We start from the raw sequence: 22,800 nt of genomic DNA, 5'->3' as shown, positions 1-22,800 counted from the left end.
GACAGGGGGCGTGCAGGCGCGGCGCCGCTCTGTCGACTCGCGGCCGAGGCCCCCGTCGCGTGCGCGTGCCTCAGGCGGGGCGTCAGTGGGTGTTCTGCGGTTCCGTGCCGTACGGGCCCTGTCGCTGCGCCGCGGGCACCGCGCACGCCGGTGTACCGCCCGGCATCCTGTCGCGGTGGTCGGCCACGAGCCGGTAGACGCCGTGGGCGAGCCATCGGACCGGGGGAAGGGTGAGCAGTGCGCCCAGGACGCTCCACGCCCCGCCGGCGCTCAGCAGCAGCTTGGCGACTGCTTGGGCGCCGCCGTGGACCGAGCCGGTCGGGGTGGTCCACAGGAGTTCGTACTCGGCCCGCCCCTGTGTGACACCGAGAGACTCCAGATCCGCGAACTGCCAGGGCGTGATCTCGCAGCGGGGCCGCACATGGCGTTCGGCGAAAACGACCGAGGACGTGCAGAAGGCACAGTCTCCGTCGTAGATGAGCACAGGTCGGGTCCGCATGAGCCCATGATGCCGCATGTTCCCGAGGCTCCGGAGGAGGCCCGGCGGCGGTGCGCGGGTGCGGAGGATGCGTCCCGCGCCGTCGGGACCCTCCGTAGCCCCGCCGAGGTCCTACTCGCTGTGCACGATCTGGATGAGGTTGCCGCACGTGTCGTCGAACACCGCAGTGGTGACGGGTCCCATCTCGAGGGGCTCCTGGGTGAAGCGGACGCCCAGGTCGCGCAGCCGGCCGAACTCCGCGTGCACGTCGTCCACGGCGAAGGAGGCTGCCGGGATGCCGTCGTCGACCAGCGCCGTCTTGTAGGGCTTCACCGCGGGGTGGCCGTCGGGTTCCAGGAGCAGCTCGGTTCCGTCAGGCGCTTCCGGAGAGACGAGGGTCAGCCATCTGTGCTCGCCCAGTGGCACTTCGGTCTTCTTCGCGAACCCCAGGACGTCCGTGTAGAAACGCAGTGCCTTGTCCTGGTCGTCCACGAAGACACTGGACAGGTGGATCCTCATGGGGCGCTCTCCGTCGTATCGGGTCGGAGCCATCGGTTCAGGATGTGCTCAAGGGGTTCGGTGTTCAGGTCGTGGAACTTGTAGCGGCCCTCGCGCCGCGAACGGACCAGGCCCGCCGATTCCAGCACGGCCAGATGCTGGCTGACTGCCTGGCGTGACAGCTCCAGCCCGTGTCCGGACACCAGTCGTGCGCAGATCTCGAACAGGGTCTGACCACCCCGCTCCGCCAGCCCGTCGAGGATGTGCCGACGGGTCGGGTCGGCCAGAGCCCTGAAAACATCCTCCGCCACAGGGACACCATAGGCAAGTACCCACTTGCCTATCAAGGGAGTGTGTGTCCGGTGGGTATCACTGGGTAAGCGGACCGGTGGCCGGCCAGTCCGGTGGGCCGTGATGCGCCCGGCTTGCTGGGAAGTTACCGTTTCGCGGGTGTTCACACTGTTCTCATGTCCGGTCTGCGTCGCGGTCGATCTCCCCGGATTGGCTTCCCGGCGTCCGGTAAGACGAACGTAACGAGGCACACATGTCCCTGAGGCACACAGCGACCGTCCTGGCCCTTCTTCCCGCATTCGCCGTCCCGGCGGTTGCCCAGGCCGACACGCTCCACCACGACCACAAACCGCCTCGCGGAGCCTCATTCGACCTCCAAGCCCACCGAGGCGGCCTCGGGCTGACCACCGAGGAGTCCCTCGAAGGCTTCGGGAAGGCGATACGCCTGGGGGTCAGCACCCTGGAGCTGGACACCCAGATCACCAAGGACCAGAAGGTCGTCGTGAACCACGACCGTCAGATCAGTGCCCAGAAGTGCCAGGACACCGGTCCGGTCACCCCGGGCGACCCCATGTACCCGTACGTCCGCAAGTACATCAAGGACCTGACGCTCGAGCAGATCAAGAGCATGGACTGCGGTTACCAGCAACTGCCCGGCTTCCCCGAGCAGGAGCAGATCAAGGGCTTCCGCATGGTGGAGCTCAAGGACGTGCTCAACCTGGTCAAGCACTACCGCGCGAAGCACATCAAGCTGAACATCGAGACGAAGGTGGAGGCCGGGGCGCCCGAGCAGACCGCGCCCCGCGAGCTGTTCGTGCGACGTGTCTTCGAGGAGATCCACCGCTCGGGCATCGAGAAGCAGGTCACCGTCCAGTCCTTCGACTGGGGGGCGCTGAAGGCGATGCACAAGCTCGCGCCCCGCTACCCCCTGGTCGCCCTGACGAACTACGACTTCCTGCAGGTGGGCAAGCCCGGAGCGTCACCCTGGCTCGGTGGCATCGACGCCGACGACTACGACGGCGACTTCGTGAAGGCGGCCGCATCGATCAGCGGCGTCACCGCACTGTCCCCGAACTACGGCTTCCCCCAGAACGGCACCATCGCGGATCCGGACTTCCGGTTCTACCCGGACAAGAAGATGATCTCCGACGCTCACCGGCGCGGCCTCAAGGTCATCCCGTGGACGTGTGACGACCCCGCCACGATCGAGGCACTCATGGACATGGGCATCGACGGGCTCATCACCGACTACCCGAACCGTGTACGGGACATCATGGCCGACCGTGGCATGCGCCTCCCCAAGGCGTACCCGGCGCCGCGCCACTGACGAGCGACCGACCGCGAGCGCCGGGCGTCGTGGCAGCGGCAGATCCAAGGATCCGTTGCCGGGCACGTGGAACGCCATGACGTACGGGTCGGTGCTGTCGCCGGTATGCACCATCGGGATGTGCGGTTGCCCGACCACCGGGCCCATGGGTGACGCTGCTGCCGCCGTCCCCCGGACATGAACGAGTCGGGCAGTCCCCGACGCAGTTGTCGCGAGCCCCACCGGGGCATTGCACGACTGCGCGGAGACTGTCCGACTCGGTCCGGCTCAGGCGGACATCACCGTCTGCCGACTCGCCGGCCATGGCCGATGCCGGCGACGTGAAGAGCGAGCAGACCCAGCCCGATCAGCATCACATTGACCGAGGAGAAGACATCGTTGGTCGTGATGTCGGCGGCGTTGATCAGGAAGGATATGAAGAACAGTACTGCCGCTGCGATTGCCAGCATGACGTAGCTCCTTAGTCGGTTGGAACCCGTGTGCCCCGGCGTGCGAGATGCAGACCTGGCAGTGCGAAGGTCGGTCCGGGCGGCCGAACTTCCCGTGGAGATGCTCCGGGTCCGACAGCTCCGACGACTTGTCAGACACCGCTGCTACGTTGACGCGAGGATCTTGCTTCGACGTCTTGAGAGGTCGCATGTACGACGATCGGCTCGCCGGGTTCTCCCGCGACCGGCTGGACGGCCGGCCGATATCCGACGATCTGCGCGTGCTGCTGGTGGCTCAGCGGGAGGACCGCACCGACCTCACCCGTCTTCTCGACCTCGACTTCTTCGGGGCGGGAGAGGTTCACCCGCTCCTGGACACCAGCTATCTGAGCGAGGAAGAACGCGCGGATGTTCTTGGCCGAGCGGGCCGGGTGAGGACGTGGCCTGCCTGCTGCATCCCATCGACGTGAGCGGCTCAGCCGGTCGTGCCGGTCCCAGCCTCACCCACCGGCGGGGTCTCCTCACCCCGCAGCCAGATCCGCAGAGGCCCGATCGGCTCGAAGCCGTGGCGTACCGCGGCCGCCAGGGCGTCGCCGTGTTCGTATCCGACGAGCGGCAGGGCCGGGAACAGGCTGTGCACCGCTGTGAGCACGAAGGGCCAGGCCGCGTCCGGGCCGCCCTCCGATGCGAAGACGTTGGAGATGCCGACGGCCTTCTCGCTGAGACTTGCCACGGCGCCGGCTGTGATCCGGCCTTCGGGCGATCGCCCGGCGAGTACGAAGGTGGCGGGGTCGTCCAGCAGTTCCGACCGGAAGAGATCCGCATGGCCGTCCCCCTCGTCCCAGGCGTCCGCCCAGGCGCGCAGCGCGGCAGGGCTGTCAGCCACTTCCCACGCGTGACTGTAACGGGCGGCCGGCACACCTGCCGGACGGTGTATCCACTGAGCCTCGAACAGGATCCGGTAGCCGACGGCCGACAGGTCGACGTCGGAGAAACTGTCCTTGACCGACGCGCCTGGCGTCATGGCGTCCACGCCGTCCGTCACCGTGGCCGGGGCGGTGCCCGGTGTGAGGGTCACGGCATCCGGATAGAAGAGCGGGGTCCGAGTCGGAGCGCGCCAGACCTGCGCGCCGAACTCGCTCTCGACGCCGTGGGAGCGGCTCATCGCCGCACACCACTCGGCGTTGTTGCGGGCGGCCGTCCGGACCAGGAGTTGCTTCGGTGTCGTCACGAGAGCGGATCATGGCCGGTCCGGCAGTTCCTGTCGAAGGGTTTTCGCTGTGATAGGTTCCGTGCCGCCCAGTTCTGTGAACCGAGGAGGTGAGTCCGATCAACGCTGTGACAGGTCGGGACTCCCTCATGCGCACAGGCTGAGGGAGTGCCCGCACAAGGCGCTCCGAAAGGCCCGAAAAGCATGCGCTTCCTCTCTCATTCCCTGTCCGACGGTGTTTCCGAGCAGCTCTTCTTCCTCGGTGACCTTCCCGGTGTGCTGTGGACACGCGAGGGTGCTGTCGGCACCCGCCCCCTGATCCTCATGGGACACGGCGGTGGTCAGCACAAGAAGGCTCCCGACATCGTGGAGAGGGCCCGCCGCTTCGTGTGCGAGGGCGACTTCGCAGTGGTCGCGGTCGACGTGCCCGGGCACGGCGACCGGCCGACGGACGAAGTGCTCGACCGGATCGCGACGGCGAACCGGGCGCGCATCGACGCGGGCGAAGAGCCGGCTCCGCTCGTCGCAGGTTTCCAGGCGCTGGTGGCCCGCCGAACCGTACCCGAGTGGCGGGAGGTTCTGGACGCGGTCCAGCGGCTGGATCACGTGGGCGCCGGTCCCGTCGGTTACTGGGGCGTGTCGTTGGGCTGCGGACTCGGCGTGCCTTTCGTCGCCGCCGAGCCCCGCGTCCGGGCTGCGGTACTCGGCCTCGGCGGACTGTCGGTCCCGGGGGACGACACTGCCTCCCGGATCACCGTTCCCGTCGACTTCCTTCTGCAGTGGGACGACGAGCGGGTGCCGCGGGCGGACGGCTTGGCCCTGTTCGATGCCTTGGCCTCGGTCGACAAGACGCTGCACGCCAATCCCGGCAAGCACGCCGAGATCCCGGAACTCGAGCCGGCCGACGCACTGAGATTCTTCTCCCGGCACCTCCGCTGACGCGCCCTGGCACCCACGCGCCGATCGAGACGGTTGCGACGGACGCGCTCGGGAGGGGCAGGCGCGGAGCGCTGCGACGTCTGAGCAGCCATCAGGTTCCGCTCGTAGGGATGGACTGCCGGGGGACGCGGGGCCGCACGCCCCGGCGTGTCGCGCCCGGTGGGCCGTCTGATCGCCGACGGCCGGTAATCTCGGCTGACCAGCGAAGACGTGAGCAACCAAAGGGAGTCAGGATGACCGACAGCGCCCGCACCGTGCTGGCAGGCCTCGACCGCATCCGCGACGACATCGAGGATCTCTACAAGGATCTCCACCGAAACCCCGAGCTGGGTCTGGAGGAGCACCGTACGGCGCGAAAGGCGGCTGACCTTCTGCGCGGCCTCGGTTGCCGGGTCGTGGAGGGCATCGGCGGTACCGGTGTGGTCGGGGTCCTGACCAACGGTGACGGCCCGACGGTCATGGTCCGGGCCGACATGGACGCGCTGCCCGTCCGGGAGCAGACCGGGCTGCCCTACGCATCCACCGTGACGGTGGCCGGGCGGGACGGCACGGAGCAGCCGGTGATGCATGCCTGCGGGCACGACGTCCACATCGCCTCGCTGATCGGCTGTGTGCGCCTGCTGGCCGAGTCCACGGGCGCCTGGAAGGGCACGTTCGTGGCGCTTCTCCAGCCCTCCGAGGAACGGGGCGACGGCGCCGACGCGATGGTCGCGGACGGCCTCACGGCCAAGGCGCCACGCCCCGACGTGGTGCTCGCCCAGCACGTCCTGCCCTATCCGGCAGGTTATGTCGGCACCCGGGCCGGATCGTTCATGTCCGCCGCGGACAGTCTGCGGATCACCGTCCATGGCCGGGGAGGACACGGCGCCATGCCGCAGACCGCGGTCGATCCCGTGGTGATGGCCGCGATGATCGTCGTGCGACTCCAGACGATCGTCTCCCGGGAGATCGCGGCGCTCACCCCGGTGGTGGTCACGGTGGGCAGCATCCACGCCGGGACCGGCCCCAACATTATCCCTGACCGTGCGGTCATCCAGGTCAACGTGCGCACGTACGACGACCACACCCGCACCCACGTGCTGCAGGCCATCGAGCGCATCGTCACGGCCGAGTGCCAGGCCTCCGGGGCACCGAAGCCACCCGAGATCGAGAAGATCGTCTCCTTTCCCCCCACGGTCAACGACGCCGAGACGACCCGGCGCGTCGCCGAGGTGTTCGCCGAGCACTTCGGCTCCGACGCGCACACCATCGACCTCCAGACCGCGAGTGAGGACATGAGCAAGATCCCCGACGCGTTCGGTGTCCCGTTCACCTATTGGGGCATCGGCGGTGGCGACCCGGAACCGCACGGGGGCGACGGGGCGGACGGCACGACCGCCGCCCCGGGTCCGGTCAACCACAGCCCGCACTTCGCCCCGGTCCTCCAGCCCACCCTGGACACCGGTGTGAGCGCGCTCGTGGTCGCTTCGCTCGCCTGGCTGGCGGTCTGAGAGCGACCCCGCCACGAGTGCGTGTCCTGTCGAGCCCGGTAGACGTCCGGCCCAGCCGTAGCGCGGACCTGATCGCGGAGGGCCGGTCACCGCTGCCCGGCTGCGACAATCTGCGTCATGCGCCTGCCTTCCCGTACCGTTCGGTGGCCGGTCAGCCTGGCCACGAACCGGCTGCTCCTCCGCCCGATCGAGCGTGCCGACGTAGCCACACTGTCGCTCGTGTGGACCGATCCCGACGTGCGCCGCTACCTGGGCGGGCCTGTGAGCGGGGCGGCGCTGAGCACCCGCGAGGAGGCGTGCGTCGGGCATTTCGGTGCTTTCGGCGTCGTCCGCAGCACGGACCGGGCTGTGCTCGGCCTGGTCTCCGTCGAACCCCGCTCCCGTTGGCAGGGACGCACCGAGGTGTCGTACCAACTACTGCCCGCACACTGGGGCCGGGGATACGGCAGAGAAGCAGTCGGAGCGGTAGTGGCCTGGGCTCTTGGTGAAGCTGATTTCGAGCCTGCGGGTGTGGTGGCGGTCACCCAGGAGGCGAATCACCGTTCGCGTCGCCTGCTCGAATCCGTGGGCATGAGCTTGATCGACCACGTTGTCGAGTGGGACGCGCGGCAAGTCGTGTACGCCCTGGACCGCGCAAGTACACAGGCCGACCTGCCCGCTGTCAGGTCCGGCACGGCGGGGCGCCTCACATCACGGTTCGATCCAGATGTCCGGATCGGACACGGCCGCATCGTAGCCCTGGAGAATCACCACTCCGATCAAGGCGATGACCGCCGTGACGACGAGGAAGACGCAGAAGGCGGCGTGTAGTTGCAGTGACTCGGTGAGACCGTTCCCCGTTTCGCCGACGCGCACGATCCGTCGGCGTCGGGCCTGCTCCACCAGGACGCCACCCATCAGGTGGCAACCCCAGGAGAGCGACGAGCCCCGCGAGCACGAGGAACACCACACCGAGTGCATCGAGCATGGCCGCGGAGGTGCGTGTTGCCCGCCCTCGACCGGGCGGATCGCAGCCCGTTCAGCCGAAGCCGGGGCGGGCGAATCCGGGGCCGATTGCCTGTCGCGTCCGTCCTGACGCCGGGAGTCGGCGTCAGCACTCCGTAGAGTGCGCACATGGCGGACGACGAGGGTGAGCAAGCGGTTCGGGCGGCGATCGAAGGGGAGCTTCGGCTGCTGGATCCCGAGGTGCGGGCTTCGCCGCACCTCGTCACGCAGCTTCTCGACCCGGAGTTCGCCGAGATCGGAGCGTCCGGCAGGCGTTGGGACGCCGCATCGGTTCTTGCCGTGACCGGCGACGGATCGGTGAATTCCCGGCATCCGGTCGACGTCAGTGCCATGACCGGAGCCGTGCTCGCTCCGGGCGTCGTCCACCTGACGTACCGCACCGACCACGACGGGCGCCGGGCGTGGCGCAGTTCGTTGTGGCGGAGGGCGGAGACCGGCTGGCGCATGTACTTCCACCAGGGGACCCCGGCGAGCTGAGCCGGGGACGCGGTGGTCAAGCCGGCGTTGCCGGTGGTGAACCCCGTTCGGGTGGCCGCCCTGCCGGGGTCGTGCCCGTGCCGAAGGACGGAATGCGGCCGGAGACAGCGGTGTTCCGGCCGGTCCTGGTGCGGACCGCACCCCGAACGGCGCGCTCCGGGAGCGTGCCGCCGGACTCTAGGCTCTGTTCGCCGGGTTGTACGCGCGGTGACGAGACCGCGTCCCGGGTCAGTCGCGTCCTGCCACCACCCCGCAAAGGAGCGAGCGTTGGCGTCGTTCGAGGTGACCACAGCAAGTGTCGCGGGCATGTCCAGGTTCACCGACTGGGCGGAGGACGAGGGATGGAACCCGGGGCTTTCCGATGCCCTGCTCCTCCACTCCGCGGACCCCCGGGGGTTCTTCCTCGGGCAGCTCGACGGCGAACCCGTGGCCTCTGTCTCCGCCGTGCGATACGGCCCGGACTTCGGCTTCCTCGGGTTCTACATCGCCCGCCCCGCAGTCCGCGGGCAGGGGTACGGCATCCGCATGTGGCACGCCGCGATGGACCACCTCGCCGGCCGGAACGTCGGCCTCGACGGAGTGGTGGAGCAGCAGGAGAACTACCGCAGGTCCGGCTTCCGGCGGGTGTGGACCCATGTGCGCCATGCGGGCGTGCCGACCGGCGCCGGGGTGGCGCCGGGCGTCCGGCTGACGGACGGACGTGAGGTGCCCTTCGGGCTGCTCGCGGACTACGACCGGCGCTTCTTCCCCGCGGACCGCCAGGCGTTCCTCTCCCAGTGGATCGGCCACCGCTCACACACCTCGGTGGCCGCGGTGCGTGACGGGAAGCTGGAGGGATTCGCCGTCATGCGGCCGGCCGTGGCCGGATCGCGCATCGGCCCGCTCTACGCCTCGTCGCAGGACATCGCGTCCTCCCTCGTCCACGAACTCGCCGGCCGGACGCCCGGCGACCCGGTGGCTCTCGACGTGCCCGACATCAACTCGGCTTCCATGAAGCTGATGGAGCGCCTCGGGCTGGAGGCCACCTTCGAGTGCGCCCGTATGTACACGGGGCCCACCCCGGACGTCGACACCGGCGGGATGTTCGCCGCGACGACGATCGAACTCGGCTGACTCCGCCCGCAGACGCCGGTGGCCGCGGCAGGTCTCCGGCCCCGCGCCGCGCACCGGCGCTCGGGCCCCGCCCGCCGGTCATCAGGGGGGTGCGGTGACGGTAGGCGTTAGGTGAGGCTAACCTAATGCCCATGAGAGCTGGTGAGAGCACTTCTGGTGCTACGCATGCCCTGATGGACGGGGGTATGCCGCTGACGCGTGGGCACGGTCTGTCCGCCGACGGGGTGACCGTGGCCTACGGAGAGGTCGATGTCGTCCACGGGGCGGCCATAGCCCTGCGGCCTGCCGAGGTGACCGTCCTCGTCGGGCCCAACGGCAGCGGGAAGTCCACGCTGCTGAGGACGCTCGCCCGCCTGCAGAGCGTTCGCTCCGGCTCGCTCACCGTCGACCCGGACACGGACGAGGCGGCGGACGGCTTCGCCCTGAACGCCCGCGAGTTCGCGCGATGCGTCGCGCTCCTGACCCAGTCCCGGTCCACGCCGGGCGGGCTCACGGTCCGGGACGTCGTCGACTTCGGCCGCTACCCGTACCGGGGCCGGTGGGGGCGTCCCGACCCCCGCGGGACCGCTGCGGTCGACCGTGCGCTCGGACTGACCGGCGTCGAGGAGTTGGCGGGGCGTGGCGTCGATCAGCTCTCCGGCGGACAGCTCCAGCGCGTGTGGCTCGCGAGCTGTCTCGCCCAGGAGACGGGTGTCCTCCTCCTGGACGAACCCACCACCTACCTCGATCTCCGCTATCAGGTCGAACTCCTCGACCTGATACGCGATCTCGCCGACGACCACGGAATCGCCGTCGGCGTCGTCCTCCACGACCTCGACCAGGCGGCCGCGGTCGCCGACCGTGTCGCGCTGCTGAACGCGGGGCGCATCGTCGCCGACGGAACCCCCGAAGACGTGTTCACGCCGGAACTGCTCTCGGATGTCTACGGCATCCGCATCGACGTCGGCACCGATCCGTCGACCGGCCGCCTGCGCACCCGCGCGATCGGCCGTCACCACTCCAGATCCGAAAGGCCCAGCACCTCCCGATGAGACGCAACCTTCTCGCCACGGCCGCCGTCGCCGTCGCCGCACTTTCCCTGGCCGCCTGCGGGACCACCGAGCCGTCCTCGGACACCCCCGCCGCAGCGGACAAGCCGGCCGGGAAGATCACCCTCACCGACCACACCGGCGTGAAGGTGACCCTCGACGGCCCCGCCAAGAAGGTCGTCGCGACCGAGTGGAACGTGATCGAGGACCTGGTCGCCCTCGGCGTGGCCCCCGTCGGAGTCGCCGACGTGAAGGGCTACACCGCTTGGAACACCGCCGCCCCGCTCACCGGTGACCCCAAGGACATCGGGACCCGCGGCGAGCCGAGTATCGACACCGTCGCAGCCCTCGCGCCGGACCTCGTGGTGGCCACCACCGACCTCTCGCCCGCCGTCGTGAAGCAACTCCGCAAAGTCGCACCCGTCCTGGAGGTGACCGCAGCCGACGCCGCCGACCAGATCGGCACGATGAACGACAGCATCGACCTCATCGCGAAGGCCACCGGCACGGAGACAAAGGCCGCCGGCCTCAAGAAGGACTTCGAGGCGAGCGTCGCCGAGGGCAAGAAGGCCCTCGAGGACGCCGGCCTCGGCGGCGCGAAGATCGCGTCGGCCGACGGCTACGTCCAGGCGAACCAGGTGTCCGTCCGCGCCTACACCGGCGGCTCCCTCCTCGGCGCCGTCAACGAGCGGCTCGGCCTGAAGAACGCCTGGACCGTCGAGGGGGACAAGGACTACGGCCTCGCCACCACTGACGTCGAAGGTCTCACCGGCCTCGGTGACGTCCAGTTCACGTACGTCGCGAACGACGCCGACGGCGACGCGTTCAGCGGCCTGGCGAAGAACGCCGTGTGGAAGTCGCTTCCCTTCGTGAAGAACGGCAACGTGCACCGGCTGCCCGACGGCGTCTGGATGTTCGGCGGCCCCCGCTCGATGGAGGCGTACATCGACTCCCTCGTCGACGCCCTGACGAAGAAGTAGTCCGCGGTGGCCGTCATCGAGAACACCGCGGTCGGCCGTGACCGCACCGCCGCGGCCACGACGGGCGCGGTCGCGGTGGCGGCCGCGCTCGCCCTGCTGGTCGTGGTGCTCGCCGCGGTGGACATCACCCAGGGGACCGCCGACGTGGGCGCGGCGGAGGTCTGGCACGCACTCACCGGCACCGCCGAGGCGGGGGACGCCTCCGTCGTCGTCGCGTCCCGGCTGCCGAGGATGGTCGCGGCCGTCCTCGTCGGAGTGGCGCTCGGCATGTCAGGCGCCGCCCTCCAGGCGGTCAGCCGGAACGTGCTCGCGTCACCGGACACCCTCGCGGTCAACGCCGGTTCGTACCTGGCGCTGGGCGTCGTCGCCGCCACCGGGACGACGCTGCCGCTCCTCGCCTCCTCGGGCGCCGCGTTCGTCGGGGGACTCGCGGCCACAGCCGTCGTGCTCGGACTGTCCGGGCTCGGCAAGGGCACCGTCCGCCTGGTCCTCGCCGGCAGCGCGCTCGCCCTGGGGCTCAACGCGGTGACCGAGGCGCTGCTCCTCCTGTTCCCCCAGCAGACCGAGGGCCTCTACAGGTGGGGGCAAGGGGGCGTCGGACAGAACGGGTTCGACGGAGTCGCACAGATGGCCCCGGTCATTGCCGTCGCCTTCGTCGGGCTGCTGCTCGTCGCCCGCCGCGTCGACGCCCTGGCCCTCGGCGACGACGCGGCCCGGGGACTCGGCGTACCCGTGAGGGGCACCCGGATCACCACCGTCGTGCTCGCCACCCTGCTCGCAGCGGCGGCGGTGACCCTCGCGGGCCCGATCGGCTTCGTCGGCCTGTGCGCTCCGGCGCTCGTGCGGCCCCTGCCCCGTCGGTTCCGGGGGCTCTCGCGCTCCCGGGTGAGTCTGCCGGTCACCGGGCTCGTCGGTGCGGTGCTCGTGCTCGGCTCGGACGTCCTGCTGCGTGCCGTGGTCCCGGCGGACCTGGCGGTGGAGGTTCCTACCGGAGTCGTCACGACCGTGGTGGGTGGGGTGTTCCTCGTCGTGATGGCACTCCGTACCCGTGACACGGCCGGCGCGGACGCCCCCGACCGGCTCCGGATACCGGGCAGTACGGCGTTCCTGACCACCGTGGTCGTGCTCGGCGTCGTGCTGGCCGGCGTGACCGTCGGGGCAGTGCTGCTCGGCGACTCGAAGCTCCTGCTCGGCGATGTCGTGAACTGGGCGCAAGGACACTCCGGACGGGTCGTCACCTATGTACTCGACACCCGCGTGCCCCGGGTGACCGCCGCGCTCCTCGCGGGTGCGGGGCTGGCCCTGTCCGGCACGCTCGTGCAGGCCGTGACGCGTAACCCGCTCGCGGAGCCGGGTGTCCTCGGCGTCTCCGGAGGCGCGGGTCTGGGCGCCGTACTGCTCGTCACGAGCGTGCAGGCCCCCGGCTCGTGGGCGATCGCCGCGGCCGCGTTCGGCGGGGCGGCCGTAGCATCGTCGATCGTCTTCGGACTGGCCGCGCGCGGTGGTTTCGGTCAGAACAGGCTGGTCCTGCTCGGTGTCGGGGTGTCGGCCGCGGCTGCGGCACTGATCAGCCTGGTCATCGTGCTGAGCGACCCGTTCGACACGACGCGGGCACTCACCTGGCTGTCCGGATCGACGTACGGACGGACCATGCCGGATACCGTCCCGGTCGCCCTGGTCCTCGCCGTCGGCGTGGTCGTGGCCGTAACGCGCCGCAGGGAGCTGGATCTCGTCGCGCTCGACGAGGACACGCCGAGGCTCCTCGGCCTCGGTCTCACCCGGGCGCGTCTCGGCTTCCTCGTGCTGGCGGTGCTGCTCGGCGCCACCTCGGTGGCGGCGGCCGGCACGATCGGGTTCGTCGGGCTCGTCGCCCCGCACGCGGCACGCGCCCTCGTCGGACGGCGGCACGTGCGGGTGGTCCCGGTCGCGCTCCTGCTCGGGGCCCTGCTGGTCTGCCTCGCGGATCTCGTCGGCCGTACGGTGATCGCTCCGGCCCAGCTCGGGGCGGGCCTGATGACCGCCGTCATCGGAACCCCGTACTTCTTCTACCTGCTGGTCCGCACACGGCGCTGACGCGGTGCGAGGGCGGGGCGCCGGTCGTCGGACCAGGGCCCCACCCTTCGGGGTTCCCGCCCACCTGCGGTCAGAGCAGCACGAGGCCGCTCACGACTGCCGTCGCTCCGGCGACGAACATGAGGACGATCATCCTGACCGCTACCGCGTTGTCGTGGCGGTCGGCCGCCGGGTCCGGTGTGCAGACAGCCGGGTCGGAGGGGACGTAGTGCATGGTGAGCTCGCGCCCGAGGGAGCGGGCCGGGGCTGGGATGCCGTGGAGCGCCAGGGCGGTGACGCGGGTTCCCTCGTGCGTGGTGAAGACGACGACGGGGGGCGTGGTTCACGATCTCGCTGCCCTCTCCGTCCCGGCCGACGTCCTTGGTGACGGCAACGACGCGGGCCGGGACGGCCTCGGCGGACGCCAGCAGGGCGTCCCGGGTGCGCGCCAGCCGGATATCGGGGCTCGCCACCGCGAGAGCGGCGAGCAGCGCGCCGAAGCCGAGCAGTGCCCACGGGTAGCCGCGGACGACGGTCAGGTGGACGACCAGCCCGATCATGAGCAGCAGCACCGCGCAGTTGGGACCGAGCCTGCCGTCCCGTTCTCCTGCCGCATCGAGGACGATCCGGAAGGCGTGCGGTCGTCCCTGCGGGTAGCGCACGGCGACCTCGCGCCCTACCCAGGCTTGCTTGAGCACGTCGCCGTGCTTTCCGGTGTTCGGCAGGACGAAGTCCTGCCGGGTGGACGGATCCCGGAACCGGAGGGCCACCGGGATCCCTGGGTCCTTGGACCCGCCGTGAGCGGGACGCGCCAGCCGGACGATGCGCGCGGTCACCCAGACCGCTCGCTGTGCCCGGCTCAGCCCGGCGAACGCCAGGGCGTAGCCGAGCAGCGCCAGGCCGGTGGGTACCACCCACCAGAGCTCCAGGACCTGATACACACTCAACCCGTACTCCTCACGGACCTGCGTCCTCACGTGTGCGGTTCGTGCACGGACATGGTGCGGGTGATCAGGAATCCCGGCGCTCCGACAGAGCCCGCCCCACCAGGTCCGCCAGCAAGCGCAGGCCCGGAAGCCGGTCGGCGTCGTAGGGAATGCTCTGGCGCCGGCCACTCCTCACCGTGATCGTCATCCTGCGGAACCGGCCGGTGCCGAACTCCAGACGGGGCTCCTCCCAGATGTGGTAGCGGGCGGCATCGACGTATCCGAAGACCTCCAACACCCGCCCGTCGAAGGTCAGCAGCACCGAATCGGAGGCCGTCGCTTCGTGCGAGGGCATGGACGTCACCGGGTCACCCCGTCCCCGGCGTAGAGGTAGCTGCCCGGACAGGTGGGGTCCGCGACCAGCAGCACCCGGTCGCCGGCCCGGGGGCTCCGCAGCTTGGACACGATGGTCCGGAGCGATATCCGCTCGGCGTCTCCGGTCGGTCCACTCACGCGGTCGACGACCATGTCGACGACCGGGTCGAAGTTCACCAGTTCGCCGGTGTCGACGACCGATACGACGACGGCGCAGTGAGCCGGTGCGCCGGAGGCCAGCAACTGCTGAGCGGCGATACCCGAGTTGTACGTCCCCATCGACTGCTGCACCCTGGCGAAGTCCCCCTTGCCGAGGAACGCGCGCGTGGTCCGGCCGTAGAAGCCCCTCCCTTCGGCCACCTGGCCGGCGATCTCGGCGGCCCGCTCCTCGCGGGTCCTGCGCTTTCCGAAGATTCCCATGATGTGTCCCTTCCGGTTGCGGCCGGTGCACGGACCGGACTCGTCGTACGGGGCCCCGAAGGCGGCGGCGCCGAGCCGGCCGGCCTTTGCTCCGGTCGCGGCCCGCCCCGCCGCCTTCAGCCCCCGCCGACGACGTTAGGTCCCGCAGGTCACCTACCGATCCCAGGTTCGCCCGCGCCTCTTCGCCCGGCGTACTCTCCTCACATGCCGCCCCCCAGCCGTCAGACCGGCGAGCAACGACCACGTGCCCTGGTCATCGACCATGCCTGGCGCGCGCTCGGGCCGGGGCTCGAATCGCTGTCCGGCCCGGGCGGGGCACCGCTGACGAGGGCGGTGAAACTCATCGTCCTGCCGCTGATCGTCAGACCGGCGGCACACCCCGGACTGGCTGTGGACTTCCTCGGGCCCGGGCAGGCCGCGCAACTCGACAGCCTGATCGAGGAGTCCGGAACGCGCCTGATGGCGACCGCGCAGTGGTTCACCCTGCTGAAGAGGACCCGCCGGACGCTGGGCATCGTCGCCGGCAATCCCCAGGACCTCTACTTCTCACGCTGTTTCGAGCTGGCCACCGTCCACGGAGCGCCCTCCGGCGGATCGGAGGTGACGGCCCGCGCCGTCGTCGCGGAGCTGGCCGAGACGGCCGGCGGACGCACCGTGGAAGCGCTCAGGACACACCTGTCCGACCCTGTCCGCCGTTTACACCTCGACGGCGAACTTGCAACCGCCTGGAAGAACCGTTCGCCCGCACCGCCCGGACGCGCGGTCGCGGTGATCACGCAGGCGGGCGAGGTGCTGGAAGCCTGCGGGAGCCCGGGCCGCCCGGCCGTCTCGGCCGGGTACACCTCCATGGTCGACGCGCGGCACGGAGAACTGTTCGGCCGGGTGCTCTGGTCACACACCGACGCCGTCTGGGGTCCTGACGGCCCTCCCGCGCATCTCGGCCTCACAGCAAGGAAGTTGCCGCCCCGCCCGGAGGTCGGCAGCGGAGCCTCGACGGCGACGCTTCCCGCACCCCTGGACCGGACGCTCTTCGAACGGCTCTTCGCCGTCGTGCGGTCGTCGGCCCGCCGGGACGATCTGCCGACGGTGCCCGACCTCATCGGCCTCGAGGCCGCGCGTAGTTGTGCTCCGCTCGGGCTGCACGACGAGACCCTGCGCGTGAGCGTCGTCCTGGGAGGCGGACTGGCATCGGGTCTCGATCCGCTGGGCACGCGCGAAGCCGCAGTCGGACGGACGGCGGCCCACCGGGCGGTCAACGGGCGTTGGCGGCGGGAGGCATCGGTCCTTCGTGCCCGCAGGATGACCGTCTCACCCCGCCCCGATCCGGACGGCGGTGTCCTGGACGCCCTCGCCCAGGACCTTCGCACCCCGTGGGTCACCTACATGCGGAGGCTGTGGGTGCGCCTGCACGGACGGGATGTCCGCGGTGCGCCTCTCGGCGACCTGGCGTCGGCCTGGGAGGTGCTCGACGGTGTCGCCCGGTCGGTGATGATGGACCATCGGACCAGGGTCCGGTCCGCTCTGCGCGCCCTGTCGGGGGTTCCGGCACGTACGACCGGACAGAGGGGCGCGTGAGGGTGGCCGCGCATTCCGACGTCCGCGTGGAGCGGGACGAGGACGGCACGATACGCATCACCACCGCCGCGCCGCCCACGGGCAGCGGCGGCCCCGTTCATGCCCACGCCGACGAGGTCGAGGGCGGCCTCGACTTCACGCGGGCCGTGCTCGATGTCGCCGGCGCCGTACTGGAGTGGCCCGTCCTCGCTGTGCCCCGTCCGCCGGCGGCCCACGTCCACGACGCGCGACGGGCCCAGCAGTGGCTGTGGGCGTTCTACGGAGAGCGCGTGGCCGCCGCCGTCCACGACACCATGGCCGGGGACGGGCCGGATCGCATCCTGGTGGGAGCCGACGCGACCCCCCTCGCTGACAGCGCCGCCAGGCTCGCTCTCGGGCACTGGGCGGCCCGATGGTGGCCCGCTTCGTACACGGACGGGATACCCGTGCTCGATCCGGACGTGCTGGGCCTGGAACTGGCCGCGCTCACGCACGTGTGCCAGCAGCTCTTCGACGACCGCGACGACCAGCCGGACGACTGCGCCGCCGACCTCGTCGGGGAACACCGTGCCGCACTCGACCTGCTGATCCGCTGGTGGCGCGCGGAATCGAGGCAGACCGGCACCGCCGAGCGTCTCGAGGACGTCCTGCGCCTGATCGACGACGTGGCGGACCGCGCCGGACTGGTGGGTCCGGACCTGCGAGGTCTCCGCTCCGCTCTGGACCTCCCCGGCCCGGCCGCCGCGCCCGCGGATCCGGGCCCACTCTTCGCGCGGAAGGACGCTTACGCCCTCGCGGCGGGTGAGCACCGTACCGGGGGAGGCCGGGTCATCACCCGGGGCTCGGGAACGAACGACTGGCGCCGCTACCCGCCCGGTTTCGTCGACTCGGCCGAGGACGCGGTGTCCTGGACGACCCGCGCCCTCGGCGCGCGCCGGCAGATCGAGGTCGAGGTGGTCGCACACGTCGCGGCACCTGGCTCGGGCACCCCCCTCATGGCGGAGTTCTGTGTGGACGGAGGCCGCCCGGACCGCATGCCCCTGGCCAGACGGGACGACGTGTGGACCGGCACGGCGGACCTGGAACTGCCGTCCGAGGCGGTGGCCGCGTCCCTCGATGTCGGCGTTCTGCTGCCCGGGTTCGATCCGGACGCCGGGGGCGCCGGCGAGGGGGCGGTCCGCGCAGGGCGCGACGCGATCCGCGCCCTGGCCCGGCGGCGGCTGGCCGCAGCCAGGCCGTACGACTCGGAGCGCCGAGGCGTTCCGGAGCCGTTTCTCGCCGAGACCGCCGCTGCGACGGCGGCCGGTGAGGACTACTGACGGATGCCGGAGGACGACGGGAGCGAAGCGGTCATGAGTCTCTACGGGGAGCCCTTCGACAGCGGATTCGCGCTGGCCGAGCAGCATCAGCTGGCCGCTGACCTCACGGCCGCGTGCACCGTGCGCGAGGACCTGCTGAGCCTGGCCGAGTCCTTCGAGGATGCGCCCGACGTGCGCTTCCTCCGGGCGCATCTCCTGTCCGACCTCGCGAGCGTCCGGCTGACCGCCACGGACCTGGGCGGTGCCCGGGAAGCCGTCGAGCAGTCCCGCGCACTGCTGGACTCCGTCGCATCGGTGCCCATGGGGCCGCGTGGCCGGCAGCTGTGGCTGGAGGTCCGGCTGAAGACCCTGCTGGCACGGGCCGATCTCCACCGCAGGACCGGGCAGTTGGACGAGGCACTGGCCGACCTGGACGAGGCTGCACTCGGCTTCCCCGAGTTCGACGACCCCGAGGGCCTGCGGGGCGCGGAACTCGGACTCAACCGGGTGCACCTGCTGGTCGAACGTGGCGAGTGGGGCGCCGCGGAGGAGCAGGCCGCCGCATTGCTGTCCAACCTGCCCGGGACCGCAGCGGAGGCCGGGCCCAGGCTGCTGACCGCCCTCGGGGTGATCTGCGCCTCGACCGGCCGGTTCGACCAGGCCGAGGACCACCTCGCCCGCGCGGAGGAAGGCCTTCGGGCGATGGGGGACGCCGGAGAGCAACAAGCGCTGCTCGCGCACCGGGCGTACGTCGCGATGCGACGGGGTGACCACCGGCGCGCGGAGGAACTGTACGCCGAGGCGTCCGCGTTCTTCGAACGGCAGCGACGCTTCGGTGATCTGGCGACCTGCGAGCAGGCGCGCGCCCACCTCGCAGGCCGACGCGGTGACCGTGTCGGTGCCCTCGACCTGACGAACGCGAGCCTGGCCCGGTTCGAACGGATCGGGGCGGCCGTCGCAGCGGCCGACACCAGACTTCTCGCCGCCCAGCACGCCTACGACCGGGGCGACATCACCGAGATGAAGCGGCTGGCCCAGGAAGCCCGCGACGTGTACCAGGAGCGGGAGGTGCACGAGCGGTGTGCTCAGGTCGACCTCATGCTCGCCACGACCCTCGAGGACAACCTCAGCAGGACGGACCACGGCGACCACGAGAGGGCGTCCGTCGACACGGCACTCTCCCTCGCCCTCCCCGCGGCCCTCGCCCTGGAGGCGGCGCGCCACGACTTCGTCACCGCCCACGCTCGCAGCCAGTGGCGACAGCTTGCCGACGAAGCCATGCGACTCGCCTTCCGTCTCGCCGTACGCCGCCAGGACCAGGGGCTGATCTTCGAGCTGGTGGAACACCGATGCGCGGGCGCCGCCCTGGCGGTGGACCCCGCGCCGTCGCCCCCGGGCCCTCGGGAGCCAGTAGATCCCCCGGGGACCGCACCCGTCTCCCCCGACGCCGAAGCCTCCGCGCCGGTGTTTCCTAGTGCGGCGATGAAGAGGTACGCCGATGGCGCGGCCGCGCTCGGCGGTGTGGCTGCGGAGGCTGCCGCCACCGCCGGCCTGCGCGTCGCACCGCCGCCGAAGGTGCGGATGTCCGCAGAATCGGGTCGGGCAGCGCTCCAGGAGTACATCGCAGCGGCCGAGTTCCGCTACCGGCGGCGGATCGTGGACGACCACGAAGTGCCCTTCCGTGCCACTGACGATCTGACGGGCCCGCCGGAGGTGCAGGTCCGCCTCGCCGATGCCGGAGACCTGTTCATGACCTGGACATGGACTCGTGGCGCCCGGGGATTCGGCACCGGACACGCACCGGCCGAGGAGGTCGACCAGGCGGTCCGCTCGCTCGGCAGGGCGCTCCCTGCCCGGGGAGCGGACGGCATGAAGCAGGCCCTCGTCTCCGGGGCGATGGCCGACCGGACCGCCGAACGCCGTCTCGCACGCCACCTCGCGGGAGCGCTCTGGCCGGAGGGGCTGACGGCGCAGATACGGCACGTGTCGGCGCGCGCGGGCCGCCCGCTCGTACGGATCCAGCCGTCGCCCCGCGTCGCCCAGGTCCCCTGGGAGCTGCTCGCCGTCGGCGACGAGGACGAACGGCTCATCGATCTGGCAGACGTGGTGACCATCGCGCCCGCCTCCCTGCGACGCCACCGCCGCGCGGCGCGTCCGGCGGCGGACGCGGACGCCGTGGTGCTGGTCCTGGACCCCCGGGTGCCGGGGTTCCGCGCCGACTCCCCGCTCGGATCCGTCCTGGGGCCGCCGGGCGAGGATCCCCGACTGCTGTCGCTGGTCAGGGACCGTCTCGGCGCCGGTGCCACCGTGCCGCGCGTCAGCGATCCGGCGCAGGCCTTCCGCCGGACCGATCAGGACCGGAACTGGCTCAGCGGCGCACTCCGCGAGGGGGCGCGGCGCCTCATGTACGTCGGACACGTGAGCGGCGCGCCGGTCGAGAGCGGTCGGAGCGAGGACGGCGCGCTCCACCTGTGCTGCGGAACAGGTGCTACGGGCCTGGCCGATCCCGTGCGTACGCACCGGCCGCTCTCGGCCAAGGACCTCCTGCTCGGCACGCTCCCCCTGCGTGCCGACGGAGAGCCCGGCGCGCTGATCTGGCCCGCACCGCCGCGCGTGGCCCTCATCGGCTGCGAGAGCGGTGGCGAATTCCGGTTCGCCGAGTCGTTCGGCCTGGCGACAGCGATGATCCACAACGGCGCCGAACTCGTCACCGCCACCCGATGGGCGCTGCCGACCAGCTTCGCCTTCCACCGGCTGGCCGGCCTGCCCGCCGGCGTACGCCCGTTGTCCGATGTGGTCGTGGCCGTCGACACCGCCCATGAGCACAGCGATCCCGTGGGACGGCTCGGCCGGTGGCAGCGTGAGCAGCTCGGCCGCTGGCGGGCCGGAGGCCGGATCGAGCACTCGCCCCTGCTGTGGGCGGCCGTGACCAGCATCGTCGTCTGAGGACGGGCCCGGGACCAGAGGCCGGACCGAGGTGGGCCGGGCTCGCCGCCCGGCCCACTCCCGGCGCATCACCCCAGAGGCGTGGTGCACTTCGTCGTCGCGCCGTCCGAGATGCACGCACGGACCGCACGGCCGTCCGTCGCCTTCATCGTGCCGGCGTCGGCCACCTTCGTGTACGAACCGCCGGGCTGACGGTCCTCCAGCCACGCGGTGACACCGGGGGAGTCCGTACGCGCCCAGGCGTAGTAGTCGGACACGGACCACCGTGGCCGCGAGCCCGCCAGGGTGACCCGGGCGCCGCCGGGCAGCGCCACCGTCGCCCAGTCGGTCGCCACCGACGCCCACGCGGCGACGCTGCCAGGGAGGACGCCTTCGCACCTCTGGCCGGGTGCGCACGGGCCGACCGGGCCCGTCGTCCACGACTTGTCGATGTTGTTGCCCTGCTGGGTGGCGAACGCCCATTCCTTGCCGTCCACGACCAGCCCGGCGATCTCGTCCTTCGACAGCGGGTCGAGTGCGACCATCCTCGTCGTGCCCGAGGCGGTCAGCCGGGCGCCCGGCAGGGGCTCCGGCCGGGTGGTGCGCGAGTCGGCGCCACCGGACGGGTGCCGCATGAGGGTGGCGGAGACGTCGTCGCGGCCCGGCGGGAGTTCGGCCTCACCCCAGTAGTACATGTGGTGCGGATCCCAGGCCGGGCGGCCCTGGTAGATCTTCAGCCGGCCGCCCTGGAAGATGTTGGCGTCCTCCACCACGGTGGGTTTGTAGCTCGGCATCCACTCGGTGACGCTCGCCGGGTCGATGTCCGTGCACGGGAGCTCCGCGCACGGTGCCGCGGCCGGAGCCGTGGCCGCGGTGTCCTCGTCCCGCGTGCACAGGGTGCCCGTCCCGTCGCTGACACAGGCGCGCAGTTCCGGCAGCCAGGAGTACGCGCGGGTCGAGCCCGTCGTCGTCCGGGAGGCGCCCGCGGGTGCGAACGCGGTGTACACCGGCCCCCAACGGCCCTCGCCCTGCCACGCCTCCAGCCAGAACCTTCCACCCGCCGGCAGTCCGCCTTCGGCCCAGCCCAGATAACTGCCCTGCTTCAGGCGTCCGTCCACCTGCTGCACGAACGCGCCCGACGGCAGCTCGGCCCGGTCGTAGTCCGGGCGGTCCACGTACGACCAGTCGGACGCCGGGATCGCGTCCGGGTCGGCGTCAGAACACCATCCCTCGCACGGTCCGGCAGGGACCACGTCGGCACCGTAGGAGGCGACACAGCCGCGCTGGGCGCCGTCCGTCACGCAGGCGCTGTTGGTGTACGCGCCCTGAGGGATCGAGGTCGAGTACGGGAACATGCCGGTGGTGCCGGTGGTGTCACGGTACGAACGCGGGTGCTCCAGCGTCGTCGTGATGTTGATGCCGTCGCCCCAGTTCTCCTCGGCGCGCAGCCACACGCGCCCCTTCGTGACCCCGGCGCCGAACTGCACCTCCGCCCAGCCGTAGGTGCGGCTCGTGTCCCAGGCCGGCTTGCCCGTGTACAGGGTGATGTGGGTGCCCGAGGCGAGCGTCGTCTCCTTCAGGACCTTGGGCGCGCCGCCCGACTGCCAGGCCGTCACCTGGCCGGGATCTGCTCCCTCACAGGGGAGTTGCGGACAGGGTGCCGACGGGGCGGCGGGCGCGGCGGTCGCCGCAGGCGCCGTCAGCAGGGCTGCGGTCACGGCGGCCGCCACCGCTGAGGCACAGCGTGCCCACCAGCGCAGCCGAGACCCTGTGTCCGCTAGCCTCCGTCCACCACTTCCCGGTCTGTGGCCGCTTGTCGCGAGTAAGCCTGTCGCGCTGTCCATCGCACCTCCAGTGCGTCGCATCCCTGCCATGACGGGAACCTGGCCCGGGGCGATGGAACCGGTGGCCGCTCTCCGGCCCGTCTCGCCCACGTCTCCGTGAGCCGGCGCTCTGCGGCTGCCGGACTTGATGAAGCAGCGCCAG

The 22,800-nt window shown here is 71.2% G+C and carries 22 protein-coding genes; 13 read left to right on the top strand and 9 right to left on the bottom strand.

The window, feature by feature from the left end; translation table 11 throughout:
- Positions 1–82: 82 nt before the first annotated feature.
- The 3 genes from OG206_RS02395 to OG206_RS02385 form a co-directional block, all read right to left on the bottom strand.
- The gene (locus tag OG206_RS02395) at positions 83–499 is read right to left on the bottom strand and encodes a thiol-disulfide oxidoreductase DCC family protein (protein WP_327111655.1); all 417 of its coding nucleotides are present in this window, start codon (positions 497–499) and stop codon (positions 83–85) included.
- Between the two features lie 111 nt (positions 500–610).
- The gene (locus OG206_RS02390; protein ID WP_327111653.1) at positions 611–997 is read right to left on the bottom strand and encodes a VOC family protein; all 387 of its coding nucleotides are present in this window, start codon (positions 995–997) and stop codon (positions 611–613) included.
- Positions 994–1,287: an ArsR/SmtB family transcription factor gene (locus OG206_RS02385; RefSeq protein ID WP_327111651.1), complete on the bottom strand. Its 294-nt coding sequence runs from the start codon at positions 1,285–1,287 to the stop codon at positions 994–996. The genes OG206_RS02390 and OG206_RS02385 overlap by 4 nt, the downstream gene beginning before the upstream one ends.
- Positions 1,288–1,520: 233 nt before the next feature.
- Between OG206_RS02385 and OG206_RS02380 the strand changes: the two genes are divergently transcribed.
- Positions 1,521–2,594, top strand: coding sequence for a glycerophosphodiester phosphodiesterase family protein (locus tag OG206_RS02380; protein ID WP_327111649.1), 1,074 nt, complete (start codon positions 1,521–1,523; stop codon positions 2,592–2,594).
- 278 nt (positions 2,595–2,872) lie between these two features.
- On the opposite strand, the gene OG206_RS02375 is transcribed toward OG206_RS02380, so the two are convergent.
- A complete protein-coding gene (locus tag OG206_RS02375; protein ID WP_327111647.1) occupies positions 2,873–3,043 on the bottom strand; it encodes a hypothetical protein in 171 nt (56 codons plus the stop codon).
- 188 nt (positions 3,044–3,231) lie between these two features.
- Here OG206_RS02375 and OG206_RS02370 point away from each other — a divergent pair, with 188 nt between their 5' ends.
- Positions 3,232–3,492, top strand: a complete 261-nt coding sequence (locus OG206_RS02370; RefSeq protein WP_327111645.1) for a hypothetical protein — start codon at positions 3,232–3,234, stop codon at positions 3,490–3,492.
- A gap of 5 nt (positions 3,493–3,497) precedes the next feature.
- Here OG206_RS02370 and OG206_RS02365 read toward each other — a convergent pair whose 3' ends face one another.
- Positions 3,498–4,253, bottom strand: coding sequence for a hypothetical protein (locus OG206_RS02365; RefSeq protein WP_327111643.1), 756 nt, complete (start codon positions 4,251–4,253; stop codon positions 3,498–3,500).
- 183 nt (positions 4,254–4,436) lie between these two features.
- Here OG206_RS02365 and OG206_RS02360 point away from each other — a divergent pair, with 183 nt between their 5' ends.
- From OG206_RS02360 to OG206_RS02325, 8 genes are all read left to right on the top strand, one after another.
- A complete protein-coding gene (locus tag OG206_RS02360; RefSeq protein ID WP_327111641.1) occupies positions 4,437–5,171 on the top strand; it encodes a dienelactone hydrolase family protein in 735 nt (244 codons plus the stop codon).
- 233 nt (positions 5,172–5,404) lie between these two features.
- On the top strand, positions 5,405–6,661 hold the full coding sequence (locus OG206_RS02355; protein ID WP_327111639.1) for an amidohydrolase: 1,257 nt from the start codon (positions 5,405–5,407) through the stop codon (positions 6,659–6,661).
- A gap of 219 nt (positions 6,662–6,880) precedes the next feature.
- The gene (locus tag OG206_RS02350) at positions 6,881–7,471 is read left to right on the top strand and encodes a GNAT family N-acetyltransferase (protein WP_442805785.1); all 591 of its coding nucleotides are present in this window, start codon (positions 6,881–6,883) and stop codon (positions 7,469–7,471) included.
- Between the two features lie 303 nt (positions 7,472–7,774).
- Positions 7,775–8,143 carry a nuclear transport factor 2 family protein gene (locus OG206_RS02345; protein WP_327111635.1) on the top strand — a complete coding sequence of 123 codons (369 nt, stop codon included), beginning with the start codon at positions 7,775–7,777 and terminating at the stop codon, positions 8,141–8,143.
- Between the two features lie 267 nt (positions 8,144–8,410).
- A complete protein-coding gene (locus OG206_RS02340) occupies positions 8,411–9,256 on the top strand; it encodes a GNAT family N-acetyltransferase (RefSeq protein WP_327111632.1) in 846 nt (281 codons plus the stop codon).
- Between the two features lie 131 nt (positions 9,257–9,387).
- Positions 9,388–10,287: an ABC transporter ATP-binding protein gene (locus tag OG206_RS02335; protein ID WP_442805784.1), complete on the top strand. Its 900-nt coding sequence runs from the start codon at positions 9,388–9,390 to the stop codon at positions 10,285–10,287.
- Positions 10,284–11,264 (top strand): iron-siderophore ABC transporter substrate-binding protein, encoded by a 981-nt coding sequence (locus OG206_RS02330; protein WP_327111630.1) that lies wholly within the window; start codon positions 10,284–10,286, stop codon positions 11,262–11,264. Before OG206_RS02335 ends, OG206_RS02330 begins: the two co-directional genes overlap by 4 nt.
- Positions 11,265–11,270: 6 nt before the next feature.
- Complete coding sequence (locus OG206_RS02325; protein WP_327111628.1) at positions 11,271–13,337, top strand: iron ABC transporter permease; 2,067 nt, start codon at positions 11,271–11,273, stop codon at positions 13,335–13,337.
- Here OG206_RS02325 and OG206_RS02320 read toward each other — a convergent pair.
- The 3 genes from OG206_RS02320 to OG206_RS02310 all read right to left on the bottom strand — a co-directional run bounded on the left by OG206_RS02320 (position 13,310) and on the right by OG206_RS02310 (position 15,037).
- A complete protein-coding gene (locus OG206_RS02320; protein WP_327111626.1) occupies positions 13,310–14,263 on the bottom strand; it encodes a hypothetical protein in 954 nt (317 codons plus the stop codon). The genes OG206_RS02325 and OG206_RS02320 overlap by 28 nt on opposite strands.
- A 64-nt stretch (positions 14,264–14,327) precedes the next feature.
- Positions 14,328–14,597: a hypothetical protein gene (locus OG206_RS02315; protein WP_327111625.1), complete on the bottom strand. Its 270-nt coding sequence runs from the start codon at positions 14,595–14,597 to the stop codon at positions 14,328–14,330.
- Between the two features lie 5 nt (positions 14,598–14,602).
- Positions 14,603–15,037: a hypothetical protein gene (locus OG206_RS02310; RefSeq protein WP_327111623.1), complete on the bottom strand. Its 435-nt coding sequence runs from the start codon at positions 15,035–15,037 to the stop codon at positions 14,603–14,605.
- Positions 15,038–15,241: 204 nt separating this feature from the next.
- Between OG206_RS02310 and OG206_RS02305 the strand changes: the two genes are divergently transcribed.
- Genes OG206_RS02305 through OG206_RS02295 form a run of 3 tightly spaced genes read left to right on the top strand, consistent with a single transcriptional unit; the run spans position 15,242 to position 20,835 of the window.
- The gene (locus tag OG206_RS02305) at positions 15,242–16,612 is read left to right on the top strand and encodes a hypothetical protein (RefSeq protein WP_327111621.1); all 1,371 of its coding nucleotides are present in this window, start codon (positions 15,242–15,244) and stop codon (positions 16,610–16,612) included.
- A 2-nt stretch (positions 16,613–16,614) separates the two neighbouring features.
- A complete protein-coding gene (locus OG206_RS02300; protein ID WP_327111619.1) occupies positions 16,615–17,910 on the top strand; it encodes a hypothetical protein in 1,296 nt (431 codons plus the stop codon).
- A 33-nt stretch (positions 17,911–17,943) separates the two neighbouring features.
- Entirely contained in the window at positions 17,944–20,835 is a 2,892-nt protein-coding gene (locus OG206_RS02295) for a hypothetical protein (RefSeq protein WP_327111617.1), read from the top strand.
- Between the two features lie 68 nt (positions 20,836–20,903).
- Here OG206_RS02295 and OG206_RS02290 read toward each other — a convergent pair whose 3' ends face one another.
- The gene (locus OG206_RS02290; RefSeq protein ID WP_327111615.1) at positions 20,904–22,430 is read right to left on the bottom strand and encodes a hypothetical protein; all 1,527 of its coding nucleotides are present in this window, start codon (positions 22,428–22,430) and stop codon (positions 20,904–20,906) included.
- Positions 22,431–22,800: the final 370 nt, after the last annotated feature.

It is taken from the genome of Streptomyces sp. NBC_01341 (genome assembly GCF_035946055.1).
Taxonomy (GTDB): Bacteria; Actinomycetota; Actinomycetes; order Streptomycetales; family Streptomycetaceae; genus Streptomyces.
This window is presented reverse-complemented; position numbering and strand designations above follow the sequence as displayed.

Coding starts and splice junctions, on each gene's coding strand:
- OG206_RS02380 (WP_327111649.1), top strand. CDS start 1,521: ATGTCCCTGAGGCACACAGCGACCGTCCTGGCCCTTCTTCCCGCATTC.
- OG206_RS02310 (WP_327111623.1), bottom strand. CDS start 15,037: ATGGGAATCTTCGGAAAGCGCAGGACCCGCGAGGAGCGGGCCGCCGAG.
- OG206_RS02360 (WP_327111641.1), top strand. CDS start 4,437: ATGCGCTTCCTCTCTCATTCCCTGTCCGACGGTGTTTCCGAGCAGCTC.
- OG206_RS02335 (WP_442805784.1), top strand. CDS start 9,388: ATGAGAGCTGGTGAGAGCACTTCTGGTGCTACGCATGCCCTGATGGAC.
- OG206_RS02375 (WP_327111647.1), bottom strand. CDS start 3,043: ATGCTGGCAATCGCAGCGGCAGTACTGTTCTTCATATCCTTCCTGATC.
- OG206_RS02315 (WP_327111625.1), bottom strand. CDS start 14,597: ATGCCCTCGCACGAAGCGACGGCCTCCGATTCGGTGCTGCTGACCTTC.
- OG206_RS02370 (WP_327111645.1), top strand. CDS start 3,232: ATGTACGACGATCGGCTCGCCGGGTTCTCCCGCGACCGGCTGGACGGC.
- OG206_RS02395 (WP_327111655.1), bottom strand. CDS start 499: ATGCGGACCCGACCTGTGCTCATCTACGACGGAGACTGTGCCTTCTGC.
- OG206_RS02355 (WP_327111639.1), top strand. CDS start 5,405: ATGACCGACAGCGCCCGCACCGTGCTGGCAGGCCTCGACCGCATCCGC.
- OG206_RS02295 (WP_327111617.1), top strand. CDS start 17,944: ATGAGTCTCTACGGGGAGCCCTTCGACAGCGGATTCGCGCTGGCCGAG.
- OG206_RS02305 (WP_327111621.1), top strand. CDS start 15,242: ATGCCGCCCCCCAGCCGTCAGACCGGCGAGCAACGACCACGTGCCCTG.
- OG206_RS02330 (WP_327111630.1), top strand. CDS start 10,284: ATGAGACGCAACCTTCTCGCCACGGCCGCCGTCGCCGTCGCCGCACTT.
- OG206_RS02345 (WP_327111635.1), top strand. CDS start 7,775: ATGGCGGACGACGAGGGTGAGCAAGCGGTTCGGGCGGCGATCGAAGGG.
- OG206_RS02390 (WP_327111653.1), bottom strand. CDS start 997: ATGAGGATCCACCTGTCCAGTGTCTTCGTGGACGACCAGGACAAGGCA.